Annotated in this window: 16 protein-coding genes and 1 tRNA gene; 3 read left to right on the top strand and 14 right to left on the bottom strand. The window is 55.2% G+C overall.

Annotated elements, in window-relative coordinates; genetic code table 11:
• Positions 1–216 precede the first annotated feature (216 nt).
• Entirely contained in the window at positions 217–2,883 is a 2,667-nt protein-coding gene (locus tag FH039_RS07740; RefSeq protein WP_139681745.1) for a valine--tRNA ligase, read from the top strand.
• A 45-nt stretch (positions 2,884–2,928) separates the two neighbouring features.
• Here the strand turns inward: FH039_RS07740 and trm10 are convergent, their stop codons facing one another.
• Positions 2,929–4,041: a tRNA (guanine(9)-/adenine(9)-N1)-methyltransferase gene (trm10, locus tag FH039_RS07735; RefSeq protein ID WP_139681744.1), complete on the bottom strand. Its 1,113-nt coding sequence runs from the start codon at positions 4,039–4,041 to the stop codon at positions 2,929–2,931.
• A gap of 97 nt (positions 4,042–4,138) precedes the next feature.
• On the opposite strand from trm10, the gene FH039_RS07730 reads away from it, so the two are divergent.
• Positions 4,139–4,216: transfer RNA gene (locus FH039_RS07730), tRNA-Glu, on the top strand.
• A gap of 279 nt (positions 4,217–4,495) precedes the next feature.
• Here FH039_RS07730 and FH039_RS07725 read toward each other — a convergent pair.
• From FH039_RS07725 to FH039_RS12405, 4 genes are all read right to left on the bottom strand, one after another.
• Positions 4,496–4,726 carry a hypothetical protein gene (locus tag FH039_RS07725; protein ID WP_139680846.1) on the bottom strand — a complete coding sequence of 77 codons (231 nt, stop codon included), beginning with the start codon at positions 4,724–4,726 and terminating at the stop codon, positions 4,496–4,498.
• Positions 4,727–4,851: 125 nt separating this feature from the next.
• Positions 4,852–5,133 (bottom strand): type II toxin-antitoxin system HicA family toxin, encoded by a 282-nt coding sequence (locus tag FH039_RS07720; RefSeq protein ID WP_139680845.1) that lies wholly within the window; start codon positions 5,131–5,133, stop codon positions 4,852–4,854.
• Positions 5,130–5,519, bottom strand: coding sequence for a hypothetical protein (locus tag FH039_RS07715; RefSeq protein ID WP_139680844.1), 390 nt, complete (start codon positions 5,517–5,519; stop codon positions 5,130–5,132). The genes FH039_RS07720 and FH039_RS07715 overlap by 4 nt, the downstream gene beginning before the upstream one ends.
• Positions 5,520–5,556: 37 nt before the next feature.
• Positions 5,557–5,841, bottom strand: a complete 285-nt coding sequence (locus tag FH039_RS12405) for a hypothetical protein (protein ID WP_240703193.1) — start codon at positions 5,839–5,841, stop codon at positions 5,557–5,559.
• Between the two features lie 223 nt (positions 5,842–6,064).
• Between FH039_RS12405 and trm5b the strand changes: the two genes are divergently transcribed.
• Positions 6,065–7,060 carry a tRNA (guanine(37)-N1)-methyltransferase Trm5b gene (gene trm5b, locus FH039_RS07705; protein ID WP_139680843.1) on the top strand — a complete coding sequence of 332 codons (996 nt, stop codon included), beginning with the start codon at positions 6,065–6,067 and terminating at the stop codon, positions 7,058–7,060.
• Between the two features lie 13 nt (positions 7,061–7,073).
• Here trm5b and FH039_RS07700 read toward each other — a convergent pair whose 3' ends face one another.
• The 9 genes from FH039_RS07700 to feoB all read right to left on the bottom strand — a co-directional run bounded on the left by FH039_RS07700 (position 7,074) and on the right by feoB (position 16,285).
• A complete protein-coding gene (locus FH039_RS07700) occupies positions 7,074–8,585 on the bottom strand; it encodes an AMP phosphorylase (RefSeq protein WP_139680842.1) in 1,512 nt (503 codons plus the stop codon).
• 122 nt (positions 8,586–8,707) lie between these two features.
• Positions 8,708–8,956 (bottom strand): hypothetical protein, encoded by a 249-nt coding sequence (locus FH039_RS07695; RefSeq protein ID WP_139680841.1) that lies wholly within the window; start codon positions 8,954–8,956, stop codon positions 8,708–8,710.
• 89 nt (positions 8,957–9,045) lie between these two features.
• Positions 9,046–9,294 (bottom strand): hypothetical protein, encoded by a 249-nt coding sequence (locus FH039_RS07690; RefSeq protein ID WP_206206148.1) that lies wholly within the window; start codon positions 9,292–9,294, stop codon positions 9,046–9,048.
• The gene (gene minD, locus FH039_RS07685; RefSeq protein WP_058939462.1) at positions 9,294–10,073 is read right to left on the bottom strand and encodes a cell division ATPase MinD; all 780 of its coding nucleotides are present in this window, start codon (positions 10,071–10,073) and stop codon (positions 9,294–9,296) included. Before minD ends, FH039_RS07690 begins: the two co-directional genes overlap by 1 nt.
• A gap of 173 nt (positions 10,074–10,246) precedes the next feature.
• Complete coding sequence (locus FH039_RS07680; RefSeq protein ID WP_014013630.1) at positions 10,247–11,092, bottom strand: slipin family protein; 846 nt, start codon at positions 11,090–11,092, stop codon at positions 10,247–10,249.
• Entirely contained in the window at positions 11,093–12,445 is a 1,353-nt protein-coding gene (locus tag FH039_RS07675) for an NfeD family protein (protein ID WP_139680839.1), read from the bottom strand.
• 160 nt (positions 12,446–12,605) lie between these two features.
• Complete coding sequence (locus tag FH039_RS07670; protein WP_139680838.1) at positions 12,606–13,847, bottom strand: sugar phosphate nucleotidyltransferase; 1,242 nt, start codon at positions 13,845–13,847, stop codon at positions 12,606–12,608.
• A 188-nt stretch (positions 13,848–14,035) separates the two neighbouring features.
• A complete protein-coding gene (locus tag FH039_RS07665; RefSeq protein WP_139680837.1) occupies positions 14,036–14,299 on the bottom strand; it encodes a DNA-binding protein in 264 nt (87 codons plus the stop codon).
• A 9-nt stretch (positions 14,300–14,308) separates the two neighbouring features.
• The gene (gene feoB / locus FH039_RS07660; protein ID WP_139680836.1) at positions 14,309–16,285 is read right to left on the bottom strand and encodes a ferrous iron transport protein B; all 1,977 of its coding nucleotides are present in this window, start codon (positions 16,283–16,285) and stop codon (positions 14,309–14,311) included.
• Between the last annotated feature and the right edge of the window lie 8 nt (positions 16,286–16,293).

Raw genomic sequence — 16,293 nt, 5'->3', positions numbered from 1 at the left:
TCCTTTCGCTCTTGACCCCAAACTTTTTAAACCTCGGGCTCATTTCTATACCCTGGTGGTGCCTATCGTCCACCGTAACGCCGATTTCGACCTTTGAATCCCATGCGTTCCGCACTTCTTGGTTAGCCTTTACTCCGGCACCACCGGCGTTGCTAAGATTTTTAAGCCGCCCTTCTGAGGGTAACCCATCTTCAAAAAACCGAAAAGGTGATGCCCATGCTTCCCAAGACCTACGACCCGAACGAGATTGAACCGAAGTGGCAGAAGTTCTGGCTGGATGAGAAAATCTACAAGTACGAGCTCGACGAGAAGAGACCGAGCTACGCGATAGATACCCCGCCCCCGTTCACGAGCGGAACGCTCCACCTCGGTCACGTACTCAGCCACACCTGGATCGACATCATAGCGCGCTATAAGAGGATGACCGGCTACAACGTGCTCTTTCCCCAGGGCTTTGACAACCACGGTCTCCCGACCGAGCTGAAGGTCGAAAAGGAGTTCGGAATAAGCAAGGATCAGCCGGAGAAGTTCCTTCAGAAGTGCGTTGAGTGGACCTGGCAGGCCATCGAAGCCATGCGCAACCAGTTCATAAGGATAGGCTATTCCGCGGACTGGGACCTGGAGTACCACACGATGGACGACTGGTACAAAGCTGCCGTGCAGAAGTCTCTCATCGAGTTCTACAAGAAAGGTCTTCTCTACCGGGCGGAGCACCCTGTTTACTGGTGCCCCCGCTGTAGGACGAGTTTGGCGAAGGCTGAGGTCGGCTACGTCGAGGAGGAAGGCTACCTCTACTACATCAAGCTTCCCTTAGCTGATGGCTCCGGCTACGTCCCGATAGCGACGACGAGGCCCGAGCTCATGCCCGCCTGTGTGGCGGTCTTCGTCCACCCCGAGGACGAGAGATACAAGGATGTCGTTGGCAAGAAGGTCAAACTGCCGATATTCGAGCGCGAAGTGCCGGTCATAGCCGATGAGGACGTTGATCCCGAATTCGGAACCGGTGCGGTTTACAACTGTACCTACGGTGACGAGCAGGACGTCGTCTGGCAGAAGCGCTACAACCTGCCCGTAATAATAGCCATCAACGAGGACGGAACGATGAACGAGAGGGCCGGGCCATACAAGGGGCTCAGGACGGAGGAGGCGAGGAAGAAGATAGCGGAAGACCTCGAAAAGATGGAACTCCTCTACAAGAAGGAGAAGATAAAGCACCGCGTTCTGAGACACACCGAGAGGAGCTCCTGTATGGCACCAATCGAGCTGCTTCCCAAGACCCAGTGGTTCATCAAGGTGAAGGACTTCACGGACGAGATAGTCAAAGTGGCGAAGGAAATCAACTGGTATCCGAGCGACATGTTCCTGAGGCTTAAGGACTGGGCAGAGTCGATGGACTGGGACTGGGTCATAAGCAGGCAGAGGGTTTTTGGAACGCCGATTCCCTTCTGGATCTGCGATAACGGCGAGGTTATCCTTCCGGATGAGGACAAGCTCCCGGTTGACCCGCGCTTTGAGAAACCGCCGAGGAAGTGCTCCGACGGGAGCGAGCCGAAGCCCGTCACCGATGTCCTCGACTGCTGGGTCGATTCGAGCATAACCCCGCTGATAATAACCAAATGGCACGAGGCCATCAAGGGTGACGGGAATGCCAAGCGCTGGTTCGAGCACAACTTCCCGGCCGCTTTGAGACCCCAGGGAACGGACATCATAAGGACGTGGGCCTTTTACACGATATTCAGAACCTACATGCTCACCGGCGAGAAGCCCTGGAAGGACATTTTAATCAACGGAATGGTGGCCGGGCCGGACGGAAGGAAGATGAGCAAGAGCTACGGAAACGTCGTTGCTCCAGATGAGGTGATTCCAAAGTACGGGGCAGATGCCCTAAGGCTCTGGACGGCCTTGGCGCCACAGGGAGAGGACCATCCCTTCAAGTGGGAGACCGTTGACTACAACTTCCGCTTCCTGCAGAAGGTCTGGAACATCTACCGCTTTGCAGAGAGACATCTGGAAGACTTCGACCCGAGCAACGCCCCGGAGGAGCTTGAGCCCCTCGACCGCTGGATTCTCTCAAGGTTACACAGGCTCATAAAGTTCGCCACCGAGGAGATGGAGCGCTACCGCTTCAACCTGCTCACGAGGGAGCTGATGACCTTCGTCTGGCACGAGGTGGCGGATGACTACATCGAGATGATTAAATACAGGCTCTACGGCGACGACGAGGAGAGCAAGCTGAAGGCGAAAGCGGCACTCTACGAGCTGCTCTACAACATAATGCTCCTCCTCGCCCCGTTCGCGCCGCACATCACCGAGGAGCTCTATCAGAACCTCTTCCGGGAGAGGGTTGGGGCGAAAAGCGTCCACCTGCTTGAGTGGCCGAAGTTCAGGGAGGACAGGATTGATAGCGAAGCCGAGAAGCTCGGCGAGCTCGCTCGCGAGATAGTCGGCGCGATAAGGCGCTACAAGAACTCCCACGGCCTGGCTCTCAACGCCAAGCTGAAGCACGTGGCAATCTATGCAACCGACAGCTACGACAAGATAAAGGCCATCGAGAAGGACATAGCCGGAACGATGAACATCGAGAGGCTCGAAATCATCAGGGGCGAGCCTGCCCTTGAAGAGCGCATCACCGAGATAAAGCCCAACTTCAGAACGGTCGGGCCGAGATACGGCAAGCTCGTGCCGAAGATTACCGCCTACCTCAAGGAAAACGCGGAAGAAGTTGCAAAGGCGCTCAAAGAAACCGGAAAGGTCGAGTTTGAAGTTGATGGAGAAAAGGTCGAGCTCGGCAAGGACGACGTGGTCATCAGGAAGGCCGTCTTTAGCGAAGGTGAAGAGGTCGAGACGGGAGTGGTTGGGGATGCGGTTATAGTGTTCTTCTGAGTCTTTCTTTCCCTTTCTGGTTTCTAAGCCACAGATAAAAAAGTTTCAACAGTTGTAACACAACATTGCCGCCTTTTTGAGCAGAATGATCCTGTACAGCCTCCCGTTTATTATCCTTGCGTTTGAAATCTTGTTGAGGTGGTGTATCCTTTTTCTCTCAAGTGCCACCAAATCCAGCTCGCGGAGCACCTTCACAAAGTCCTCCCAGCGGATTTTAAGCCACCTGGAGTAATCGTCGAACAGCTCCTTCTCGACCACCCGGTAGGTCTTGCCGTTCACTTTGTATCTGATTGCGCGCTTGGGGAGCTCCTTCCTCAGGCGCCAGCGCGCATGCAGAGGCTCCTGGAACTCATAAACTGCTTCATCCATGGACTTTCCTTCCACCATCATCTTCAGGATTATGCCGAGGATGCGGTTTATCCTGTCGGGGACGCCTATAACGTCGCCTTTGAGAACGATCTTCCTTCTGCGTACCCGTATTCCGGCGTTATCAAGCTCCTCGCCTATCTTGGGCGTGGTCTTCTTCTTGTTCCCGCCGGTGTCAACGATACCGCCGATTATAAAAGCCCCGACGTCGAAATCCTTTTCGCTCAGGACCTCCTTCGCCCAGGGATCGAGGAGAACAACTTCGTTAATGCCCCTCTCCCTCAAAAACTCCGCCGTTGGGCCTCCGTAGGTGATTATCCTATCAATCGGGCCGTGGAACATGGATTTAAACTCATCGTTCGCCCACGTTACGGCCAGCTCCTTTCCCGTAAAGTAGTCCCTCAGCAGGCCGTAGCTCTGGCTCACCTGCAGGCAGACCTTGCCCTTCTCCTTCTGGGTGTGCTTGTCCCAGTGGTATAGGTCGATTATGAAGTAGGGCCACTCAGGGAGCTTTGCCTTCAGCTCTTCGGGTGTTAAAACAGGCTCGAACTTCTCCTTCATGCACAGGGGGGCGTAGGCGTAGAGGGAGCCTTCTACACGGTTGCCGTTCAGGTCCCACGCAACGGCCGTCTTCTCCGGGACGCGGAATATTGCACCCTTCCCGTTGACTATCTCCACTGCCACGTCCTGGAGCTTGTTCTTTGACTTTCTGAATCTCTTGGAGAGCACCCCGAAGCTATCGATGCCCTTCTCTTCCAGTGCTTCCCTGAAAAGGTCGGCGAGCGTCTTCATGGCCATCGGTTGAGGGTCGGGCGGAGGTTTAAAAAGTTTGCCGGAGGTCTCCCATCAGACGAAAGATTTTTAAACGCTCCCCCTTCCCTAATATCGAGCCCCGGTGGTGTAGCCCGGTCAAACATGCGGGCCTTTCGAGCCCGCGCCCCGGGTTCAAATCCCGGCCGGGGCACCATAATTCTCTTGCTCGCTTTTCTAAGAGGAGCTTTGCAGTTAGAGATGGCTCCTCTCCAAAAAGAGCCCATCTCAACATGCCATTGATGAAACGAGACCTCACGACATCCAAACGCCTCAATTCTTGAACGACGTCCTGGTCAAGAGTAATGTGCACATCTGTCTTTTTATGGCGGTTTCCTCCAGGATCATCCATGAAAATCCACCAATTTTGACCTGCGCCCCACATTTGGATGTAGCTAATTGGTTCACGCCTTGAATATTTTCCCATGTTTTTATTTCATTCCCTTGGCTTTCTGAACCTAATTGCAAGGCTGTCGCTGTTCCGGTGGTAGTATATTCTGTCTAAGACCAGCCCACCTTTCCAGGCCGTGTTTTCTATCTCTCTGAATTCTTGGCCGGAAAGGCCTCCGTGGATGTGGATCTCTATGCCTCCGTCCCGAACTCCTACATGCCCTTTAGTAGAGACTATATGGGTGATGATATCCTGAACATCTTTTATAGAATACATGGTATCACCCCAACCAAAAGTAATACTCTTGAGGTTAATACGATTCTGGTTCACTATCTTTCCATCAGCAGAATAATCTCGCCAGCGGTGTGATGATTTTAGCGTCGTCGCTCATCAGCTCCCACTTAAATCACTTTCTTTTCTCGGAGCATGGTGAGGTATTCCTCATAACTCAGGGGGCATTTCACAAAGTCGTCAAACTTTTTAGGATCGTTGAAGTGGAGTTGTTTCATTATTCTCTTCACGAGGGCCGGCCCGAGTTCTTCTTTATCCTTTCCCCTGCTGAGGATTGTCATCACGCGTTTTTTCTTACCGTTCTCGGTTAGGATGTATTTGGTGTGTCGCCCGCCTTCCTTTTCGATGAAGCCCTTCTTTCGTAGGGCTTTTTGGAGTTCTCTGCGTTTCATGGGCTCACCTCTACGTGCCGGAGGAGTGCTTCTCTCAGTTTTCTGGCGTCTTCGTCGAGGTTATCCTCGCCTTCAAGAACGTATTCTTCTATGAGGGCCTTGAAAACTTCTTCGGCATCCCTTAGGGCCTTGGTTAGTGTTTCTCCGCACCCGTAGAGTTCTAACTCGGGATTTTCTACGCACCAGGTGTCTTCCTCGCGGTTGTATTCTACTGTTAGGTGGATGGGGGCTTTGAGCTTGTACCCGGCGAACTCGCCGGTCAGTTCCAGGGTTTCGAGGGTGGGTGGCATGATTTTCTTCAGTTCGATGAGCTCAAGCTTGAGTTCTTCGAGTTCTCGTTCTATCCTCTCGATGCGGTGAATGATGACTTGGACGCTCTCGCTCATACGCTCACCCCTATGTTGCCTTATACGATTGAATCGCTTATAGGGTTTGCGAAAAAATAGGAGCAAAAAGCTTATGAAAATGAAAGTGGTGGTAGTCTGACCTCTTCCCCGCCCTAAAGTGCGAGGGTTCCAGCGAGTTAGCCCCTCGCCGCCAGCTCGGCCTCTTTTCTGCGGGAATCAGCTCGAAGAGTTCTTTGAGTTCCTCGGGAGTGAGAAGGTAAACTTCCTCTGGAAGCTCGGCCTTTGAGGGAACGTAGATAAGCCTTTGCTCAATGTTATGGACTTTGCCCATTTTCTTCTGCCTTTTGATCTGCTTTCTCACCTTAACTTGAGCATCGGCTCCACGGATATAATTTAAAAGACTTCCATTATAGATCTCTCTACCGTAGAAATGGAAGGTAGAAGCCACATCGTTCTTTCCTTCTGAACTTCACTCCAGCCAGAGACAGCTGAAGCTTGTGTTAGGAGGGCATTATCCAATGCAATCCTGCAAAAGTTTTTTGAATAACCGTGGATTCTTACAGTGAGGCCACCAGGTGTCAAAAATGCTCGCGGTCAAAGTCCCCAAACAAGAGGCAGAGAAGGCCAGAAGAAAACTCATCGAACTCGGCGTCCTGGCTAAAGGATACGCCATCAGAAGAGAGGGCGAGTTTATACTCTTCCCCCTCATAGAGCCGGTTGAGGGCTTTGAGCTCGTTGAGGCAGACTTTGAGAGGCTTGAGAAAAGACCCCACAGCTACCGCGAGGTCGTCGAGGTTCCTGACGAGGTTAGACCGCTCCTCCCGAGCTCCTTCGACATAATCGGTGACATAGCGATAATCGAGCTTCCGAAGGAGCTGATGCCCTATGGAAAAGCTATCGGAGAGGCCATCCTCAGGGTTCACCGACACATAAAGGCCGTCTTCGCCAAGGGGAGCAAGGTTTCCGGGGAATACCGCGTGAGGGAACTTATTCACCTCGCTGGTGAGAGGAGGACTGAAACCCTCCACCGCGAGAACGGGATAAGGCTGAAGCTCGACGTTGCCAGAGTTTACTTCTCCCCCCGCCTCGCCACCGAGAGGATGAGGATTTTCGAGAAGACCCGGCCGGGAGAGGTTGTCTTCGATATGTTCGCCGGCGTCGGACCGTACGCGGTGCTTCTGGCCAAGAAGGCAAAGCTCGTCTTTGCCGTTGACTTGAACCCCTGGGCGGTCCGCTACCTTGAGGAGAACATCGGGCTGAACAAGGTCGACAACGTTGTGCCCGTCCTCGGGGACGTGCGGAAGGTTGCCGGACAGCTCAAGGCCGACCGCGTGATAATGAACCTCCCCAAGTTCGCCGACCGCTTTTTGAGGGAGGCCATGCTGAGCGTCAGGGACGGTGGGGTTGTCCACTACTACGGCTTCGGCCCGGATGGGGACCTGTTCTCAGAGCACGAGGCGAAGATAAAGACCGTCGCCCGGGAGCTGGGCCTTGGGGTTGAGTTCCTAGGGGAAAGAAAAGTCCGCCCCTACGCCCCGAGGCAGTTCAACATAGCGATTGACTTTCAGGTACTGAAGTGAAATAGAAAAGGGATCAGATGTTGCCTATCCTCTGGAGGACCATCCCCTCTATCCTTATGGGCTCGGCCCTTCTTGCAAAGACTATCGCCTGGTCGAGTCTGGCTTCGCTCTCCGCGTGGATGGTGAAGAGCGGGTCGCCCTCCTTGACCTTCTCCCCAACCTTGACGTACAGCTCGATTCCCGCGCCTTTGTCCTCCGGTGCCCCTGCTGCCCTGGCTATTCCAGTAATGGCCTTGTTGTCTATGGCGGTGATGTAGCCGCTGGTCGGTGCGGTGAAAGTGTAGGTCTTGTCGCCGATAGGTATGTCCTCCGGCTTGATGTCCGGGTTGCCTCCCTGCTCCTCTATTATCTCGCGCATCTTCTGGTAGGCCTTTCCGCTCTCGAGTATCTCGCGCGCCATCTTCTTGCCCATTCCTGCGGGTGCAACGCCGCCCATCTCCAGGAGGACTCCGGCGAGCCCTGTGGCCTTCTCTATGAGGCTGCCCGGACCGGTACCTGTCATGAGGGCCTGGAGTGCCTCCCTGGCCTCGAGGGCCGGGCCAACGGTGTGTCCAATCGGCTGTCCGCCGTAGGTTATGGCCACCTCGACGTACTGGCCGAGCCTCTTACCAAGCTCGATGAAGTCCCTTGCTAATGCCCTGGCCTGGTCCACACTCTCGACCTTGACGCCCTTGCCGGTTGGGATGTCAATGAGAACGTACTGGCTCCCCATGGCGTACTTCTTTGACATTATGCTGGCCAGCATCAGACCGGTCGGGTCGATGCTAAGGGCGCGCTCCGATTTGATGGTTATGTCGTCGGCCGGGGCGAGATTGAGGGCACCGCCCCAGACCATACAGGCGCCTATCTTCTCCACGATTCGCTTTATCTCGTCGAGGGAGAAGCTGACGTCCGCGAAGACCTCAACAACATCAGCTGTTCCGGCCGCGCTGGTTATTGCGCGGGAACTGGTCTTCGGGATGGTGAGGCCGGCGGCGGCAACGATAGGCACGACAAGGATGTTGGTCTTGTTGCCTGGGACGCCTCCAATGCTGTGGACATCCATTATTGGCTTTCTGTCTATGTCGAGCATGTCACCCGTCTCGGCCATGGCTATCGTCAGTGCCGCTATCTCGTCCATATCGAGGCCGTTTATCTCGAGTGAGGTGACGAATGAGCTTATCTCGATGTCACGGAGCTTCCTATCGACTATGTCCTTGATTATCGTCTCTATCTCCACCTTCCGGAGCTTTTCTCCGTTCATTTTCTTCTTTATGTAGCGGACGCTCTCGGGAGTGCTGCTCGGGATGACCGTGACCACCTCACCCTCCGAGAAGCTGTGGAGCTGAAGAACGTCCCTGCTTATTCCGATCTCCCCCTCCTTGACAAGACCGCTTATGACCACGCTGCCATAAACCGTCTTCTTGCCGGCCTCAAGCTTTACAAGATCATCCGGGTGAAGCTTGGCCTTCATGGCCTCTTTCTCGTTTATGAAAACCGAATATCTCCCGCTGTGCACGTCCAGTATCCTTACCTTTGCCTTCACTTCCACTCCCTCCCATGGATTTAGTTCTCGGTATTGTGCGGAAGAATACTTAAACTTTTTCAACTGATGTACGGGAAAAACATTTTAAAAAATGGATGGGGTCTTGCAGGATAATGTAGAAATCATCTGCTGAGGCCATGAACCTGCCCCGCAACCCCCGGGTACTCGCCCTTGAGCTCACCTGTTCTGAGGAGAACCCCAACGATGTCCTGCGCGATCTCCCTGACCGCGGGGGGCAGAAGTCCATCGCCCCTCAGGTAGTAGCTCACAACCTCGCTCAGGGGGGCACTCACGAGTCTGCCCCGGAAGACCCGAACGGTCTTGTCATCGACCTCGACTATCCTGTCTGGATAGCCGAGCCGGACCTTCATAAGAGCCCACCCCCAGTTTGGAGTTAATAGAAGAGGCCTTTTAAAATTTAACGCCCCAAAAATGTTTAATAACAAAATGGTCAAAAAGCTTAGAGGTTCCTGACTTCCTCGTCAATGGACTCTTCTAGGGTCTTCTCCCATTCCTCGACGTCGAAGTCCACCAGCTCGCTCTCAAGGTCCTCCTTGAGGCTTGAGACACGCCTCTTCAGAGCGCTCTTGGTCTCTTCGTCGTAGACGACGTAATAGGGATTGCTTTTGGCGGAGTAGTAGAGCATCAGCAGGATTATATTGAGGATAATGAGGATGACCACGATTCCATACACGAGGGCGTCGGCCATCACTTCTTCCCTCCGAAGAGTGCCTTGAAGACCCTCTTTATGGGGCTCTCCGGCTCGGGTGGCTGCCACTTGATTCCCGCGAGCTTGGCAGCGAGCTGCTTAATGGCTATTGCCGACGGGCTGGTGGGGTTCTTGATTACCAGCGGGACACCGTAGGCGCTTGCGCGCTTGACCTCTGGGTCTTCGGGTATAACGGCCAGAACCGGAACCTCGAGGATGGCCTCGATCTCCTCCTGGGTGAGTTCGGTCTTCTCGTTGGTTACCCTGTTGAGTATCGCTCCGAGGGGGAGTGTTCCGAGCTTCTCGGCTATGAGCTTGGTTTTAAGGGAGTCCGTGATCGCGGATATCTCGGGGTTGGTAACGATTATGAGCTCCTTACCGATGAGGAGCGCCGTAACGGATGTCATTTCGAGGCCGGCGGGAGCATCGATGAGGACGAAATCCGCCATCTGGCCTATCTCCCTGATGAGCTGCCTGAGCTTTTCCGGTTTGGCCTTCTTTATCTTCTCCAGGCTCAGTCCTCCTGGTATGACCTTGACCCCTGCTGGACCCTCGTAGATGGCGTCCTTGAGGTCCGCCTCGCCGGCCAGGACGTCGTGGAGGGTTATTGGAATGTCCTCCATTCCAAGGACGAGGCTCAGGTTCGCCATCGTGATGTCCGCGTCCAGCAGAATGACTTCCTTTCCAAACTGGGCCAGAGCAACACCCAGGTTTGCAACCGTCGTTGTTTTACCAGTTCCACCTTTTCCAGATGCAAAAACAATTGAACGGCCTTCCAAAGTTAACACCTCCGGTGTAAAGCGCTAACGACGCTTCCCCGCGATAATCACTGTGACCTTCGATTTTATACGGAGTATTCAGTTTGCGTGTATGAACTATGCTGGCAATGCTTTTATTTTTTGCGGTTCATCTAAAGACATGGGGAAAAGATAGAAGAAAAACTATTCGTAGTTCACTCCTCTCCCGCCTTTGCCCTGGCCTCGGCCTCCAGCTTCTCCTGGACTTCCTTTTCAAGCTTTACCCTGGCCATCTCCGCGGTGTCCGCCAGGCTCCTGAAGAGCTTGAGCATCTCCATCGGGAGCGGCAGGATGATCACGTTGCTCTTGTCGCTGGCGACGTCGCTTATGGTCTGGAGCGTCCTGAGCTGAAGGGCCATCGGGTGCTGGGATACTATCTCAGCGGCGTCGCGGAGCTTCTCAGCGGCCTGGCGCTCCGCCTCTGCCAGGGTTATCCTGGCCCTCCTCTCACGCTCTGCCTCGGCCTGCCTGGCCATGGCCCTCTGCATGCCGCTCGGCAGCTCAACGTCCTTGATCTCGACCGTGCTGACCTTTATTCCCCACGGATCTGTGGCCTCATCGATGATCTTCTGGAGCTGGAGGTTGAGCTTCTCCCTCTCGCTCAGCAGCTCGTCGAGGTGTGCCTGACCGATGACGCTCCTCAACGTGGTCTGCGCTATCTGACTGGTGGCCATTATGTAGTTCGCCACCTGGGTAACCGCCTTGACGGGATCAACCACGCGGAAGTAAACGACGGCGTTGACCCGAACGGGAACGTTGTCCTTGGTTATGGTCTCCTGCACAGGCACGTCGAGGACGCGCGTACGGAGGTCTACTATGACCGCCTTCTCGAATATCGGGATGATGAAGAACAGTCCTGGACCCCTTGCTCCCACGACCCTACCGAGGCGGAATATAACCGCCCTCTCGTACTCCTTGACTATCTTTATTGCCGTTGCCAGTATAATCAAAACAAACAACAAAACAATCGAAATAACCACGGTACTTGCCGTTATGGCCATTCATTCTCCCCCCTTTGCTTTCCCAACTTTTTCGACGATAAGGGTTAATCCCCTGACTTCAACAACCTTGGCCTTCTCCCCGACAGGGATCATGCTTCCATCCCTGCTCTCCGCCTTCCATAACTCCCCGTGAAGCTTGATGACGCCCTCTGGATCAATGTCCTCCACGACCCTTCCGACCTCCCCGATGAGCTCCTCCTTCCCAGCCTCGGGTTTTTTCCGGTGGGCCCTGACCACAGTGGCTGCACCGAAGAGGAAGAACAGCCCGAGCAGTATTGCCATGACCAGTATCGCTATACGCAGTACCGAGTACGTCTCACCCGTCACCAGGTACTCACCTCCAGCTCCGGTTCCGCTGAAGAGCAGAATGCCCCCTATGACGAAGGTCACAATCCCCGCGACGGTAAACAGGCCGAAGGTCGGCGTCAGCGCCTCGGCTATGAAGAATATCATCGCCAGGACCATGAGTATCAGGCCCGCGCTGCGGTATCCAAAGTAGCCCAGTCCGATGAGGCCGAGCACCAGAAGTATGGCCCCTATGGTCTCCGGCACGTGCCAGCCAGGGGTTAAAAAGCCGAATATCAGCCCTATGAAGCCTATGTTCAGAAGGAGGTACGCCACGGTTGGGTCGGTTATGTACTTCACCACCGTGTCCCTGAAGGATGGCTCCAGGTAAACCACGTTTGCGTTTTTGATGTGCAGCACGACCCTCCCCTTGCCCTTGACCGGCATCTTTGTCTCCATGCCGTCGGCTTTCTGGAGGAGGTCGTCAAGGTCGGTCGCTATGACCTCAATGACCCCGTACTTCATGGCCTCCTCGGGGGTTACGCTCCTGTCCTCGGTTATAAACTCCGCCGCGAGCGTCTCGTTCCTGCCGCTCATCCGGGCCAGCTCGCGGAGGTAGGCCACGTAGAAGTTGGTTATCTTCGGCGGGGCTTCGACGATGCTTCCGTTCTGGCCGTAGCCGAGTATCGGCCTGCAGGCCCCTATCACCGTTCCTGGGGCCATGGCGATGAGATGAGAGCTCAGGGCGATGTACGTTCCCGCGGATGCGGCCATTCCGCCCGAGGGGTAGACGTAGATGATAACCGGGACCCTGGCGCTCTCAATCCGCGTTACTATCTCCTGCATGGCGTCGGCCCTGCCGCCGGGGGTGTTCAGCTCGATAATTATGGCGGAGGCATTCGCATCCTCCGCCCTGCTTATGTATCTGTCGAACTGATCGACTGTATAGCCGGTTATCATTCCATCGACCTTTGCAACGTAAACTGTGTTCCCCTGTGCGTGTACTCCCGGCTGGAGAACGAGCACTGTGAAGAGCACCAGCGCCGCCAGCGCAACTGTGGGCCGCATACTTACCCCCTGATATCAGTACCACTCAAAGGGTTTAAACCTTTTGCCTGCCCCCCAAGTTGCAATAAGACTTTAGAGGAATTGAAAGGGGTCCCGACCTCCTCCCGCCCCGAAAGGGAGGCTTTCAAAAGAAAAATGTAAGGAAAATACCGACAAAAACTCAGAAGAGCCACTGGTTCTCTATGCACTCGTCACAGGGCGGCTTTTCTCCCGCTATGGCCTTGAATTTGGTGTAGATACACTCCGGCAGGCCGAGCGGGCAACGGTCCGGGGTGACGCCGGGCCTGACCTTGGTCGGGTCGAGCTTTATCTTGATGTACGCCTCGTACTCCTCGACCTTCTTCCACGGCAGCACCTTGGCCCCGTAGATGACGAGGTTGTCGTAAATCTTGGCGTAGTCGCCGACGACCGCGGTCTCCTTTAGTATGACGTTCTTTCCGACGACAACGCCCTCCCCGAGGATGCTGTCCTTTATCTCGGCGCGCTCCCTAACGATGTCGTTGCCTATGAGTATGGCGCGCTTGAAGTAGGCCCTGTCCTCGACAACGGTGTTCGGGCCTATGTACGTGTAGGCCTTTATCTTGACGCCGTGGCCTATCTTAACCCCCTCGTCGATGTAAACCGGCCCCTGTATCTCAACGTCCTCCGGAACTTCGGCACCCTCTTTGATGACGAAATAGCCGTTTTCCTTGGCTATCTCATCCATCGCAACCTGGTGGGCATAGAAGAGGTCGTCCGGGGTCCCGAGGTCGATCCAATAGTACTCACGCGGTATTTTGTGGGCGTAAACAAGTCCCCTGGCCACGTACTTCGGGAGAACCTCGCGCTCGAAGTAGACCTCCTTGTTCTTCGGAATCTCCTCCAGAACCTTCTTGTTAACCATGTAGATGCCCGCATCGACGAGGTTGGTATGCGGCCTGTGGGGCTTCTCCTCGAAGTGGGTGACCTTGTTTCCGTCGTCCAGCTCGACGACTCCGTACTTCTCCGGGTCATAGACCTTGGTAACCGCGACCGTTATGAGGCCGTCGTTCTCTTTGTGGGCCTTGATGAGCTCTTTAAAGTCGAAGTTCGTGAAAACGTCACCGTAGATGACCAGAAAGTCGCCATCCACGTAATCCTCCACGTTCTTGAGTGCTCCGCCGGTCTCAAGCGGCATCGGGTCATTGACGAACCGTATCGTTTTGGGGTAGTCGGCCATCTTTTCGTCGATGAACTCCCTTATCTCTCCCCTCATGTAGTGGACGGACAGGATTATCTCATCGATCTCCTGGATTTTCTCCAGGCTCTCAAGGAGGTACTGAAGGTTTGGCTTGCCAAGAACCGGGACCATGGGCTTGGGTCTGGTCGATGAAAGCGGCCTTAACCTCGTTCCAAAACCGCCAGCAAGAATAACTGCCTTCATGGTATCACCGTTTACCCTTTCAACAAAGGGTTTTATATGTTTTACGGCCATAAAATATATAACCGGCGGTGGCAGGTTTAACTGACGGTGAAAAGTTCGAAAAATCCGCGTTTAGGCCCCCACATGAGTGTTTTGCCCCAAAAATCGGGGTTTAACCGCGGAAAAAATATAAGTTCTGTAAGGCTCCATCACGGTTTCGATACCTCCTTCCCGCCGAGCCTGAAATCCGGGAGCTGATACACCTTCCCCTTGAAGCGGAAGCAGGCACCGGGGCAAACGCTCTTAAGGGGGCAGGTGGCGCAGGAGTTGCCTGCCTCCACCCGCTCCAGGTAGCCGAGGTCGGCCAGCACCTCCATGGCGCCGACGACCTCGTCCCTCGGAACGTCCAGCTCCCGGGCTATCTCGTCTATGCTCTTCCCTTCCTCCAGCAGTTCCAGGATCCTCTCCAGCATTCCAACACCTCAGTAGCCCAGCGCCGTCCCCACGTTCCATATCAGGATTCCAACGAGCGACGCGAGGGCTATCATGTAAACCACCGTGAAGGCGGCCCATTTCCAGTTGCTCTCGGCCCTAACCGCGCCTATCGTGGCTATGCACGGGACGTAGAGGGTGGTGACCATGCCAAGCACGTAGGCCTGGAGCGGTGTCATCGCTCCCGCTATGGCCTCCTCGCTTCCGTAGATTATCCCGTAGGTCGATATGACGTTCTCCTTGGCGATTATCCCGAACAGCAGGCTTACAGCGGCCTTCCAGTCGAGGCCCATGAGGCGCATGTACGGCTCGAAAAACATGCCGAGCCTCTCCGCGTAGCTTCCACCGGTGCCCATCTGCACGGGATAGCTGCTGAGGTACCAGATGGCCATCGAGCCGAGTAGGATTATGGTTCCCGCCTTCTTTATGAACTCCTTGCTCCTCTCCCACGAGTGGAGCGTCACCGTCTTCCACGACGGGATGAGGTACTCCGGTAGCTCGATGATGAACGGGCTCTCCTCGCCCCTGATAACGAACCTGCTCAGGAGCCAGGCCACAAGGAGGGCAAGCAACACCGCCGTGGCGTATATGCTAACCGCGACGAGCGCCTGGTGGCTGGCGAAGAAAGCCCCCGCCAGGAAGCTTATGACACTCAGCCTGGCCGAGCAGGGTATCAGCGGGTTGACGAGCATGGTCAGCAACCTGTCCCTCTCGTCATCGAGCGTTCTCGTCGCCATCACCGCTGGAACGTTGCATCCGAAGGCGAGCACCAGCGGGATGAAGCTCTTGCCGGGCAGGCCGAACTTCCTCATTATGCGCTCCATGACAACCGCTGCCCTGGCCATGTACCCAACGTCTTCGAGGACGGAGAGGGCCAGGAACAGCAGGAAGACTAGCGGGAAGAAGCTGAGCACGGAACCAACGCCCGCTATGATTCCATCGACCAGGAGCCCCCTCAGAGCCTCGTTTGCTATATGCGGCGCGAGCCATTCCCCGAAAGCCGTGAAAGCATCGTCGAGGTATCCCTGGAGGGGCAGCCCGACGGCAAACACGAATTTGAACATGAGGTAGAAGACGCCGAAGAGGGTGAGGAGGCCGTAGACGGGGTGGGTGAGGAACCTGTCGAGCTGGTCGCTGAAGCTCTCGCCTTCCACCTTTGTGTACCGCACAAAGCGGTGCATGAGCCTGTCGATGAACTCGTACTTCTGGCTGGCTATTATAAGGTCCATCGCGCGCTTGTAACGCGCCTCAACCTCCGCTATGTGCCCCATGATCTCGTCGAGCTTCTCACTTCCGAGGTGCCTGAGGATGAGCTTTATGACGCCATCGTCGCGCTGGAGGAGCTTTATCGCAAGCCAGCGGAGGTTGTACTCCTCCCCCAGTTCGGTGTCCCTGAGAACCGCCATTATATGCTCTATCTCCCTCTCGACCTCCGGGTCGTACTGGGGGATCACGGGCCTCTCCTTCAGCATCCCGTTGGCCATCTGGTGTATCTTCTCCTTCAGCTCGTCGAGGCCGGCACCTTCCTTTGCGCTCATCGCCACCACTGGAACGCCGAGAACCTCCTCCATCCTCCTTACGTTTATCTCGATACCGTGCTTCTCGGCCAGGTCCACCTTGTTGAGGGCTATGATAACGTTGTTGAGGCCCATCTCCAGTATCTCCATGGTGAGGAAGAGGTTCCTCATGAGGGCCGTTGCGTCGATGACGTTCACGACCACATCGGCGCTCCCCTTCAGGAGGAAGTCCCTCGCGACGAGTTCGTCGATGGAGTGGGCCGTGAGGGAGTACGTGCCGGGGAGGTCAACCACGAGAAACTTCTGCCCCCTGTATTCCAGGACTCCCTCCTTCTTCTCGACCGTGACGCCGGGCCAGTTGCCGACGTGCTGTCTCAGCCCGGTCAGTGCGTTGAATATGGTTGTTTTTCCGACGTTGGGGTTCCCTGCCAGTGCAATGACCTTCATCATGACGGCCA

The sequence above is a fragment of the Thermococcus indicus genome (genome assembly GCF_006274605.1).
Classification (GTDB): domain Archaea; phylum Methanobacteriota_B; class Thermococci; order Thermococcales; family Thermococcaceae; genus Thermococcus; species Thermococcus indicus.
The sequence above is the reverse complement of the archived record's forward strand: the minus strand, read 5'-3'. Positions and strand labels throughout refer to the sequence as shown.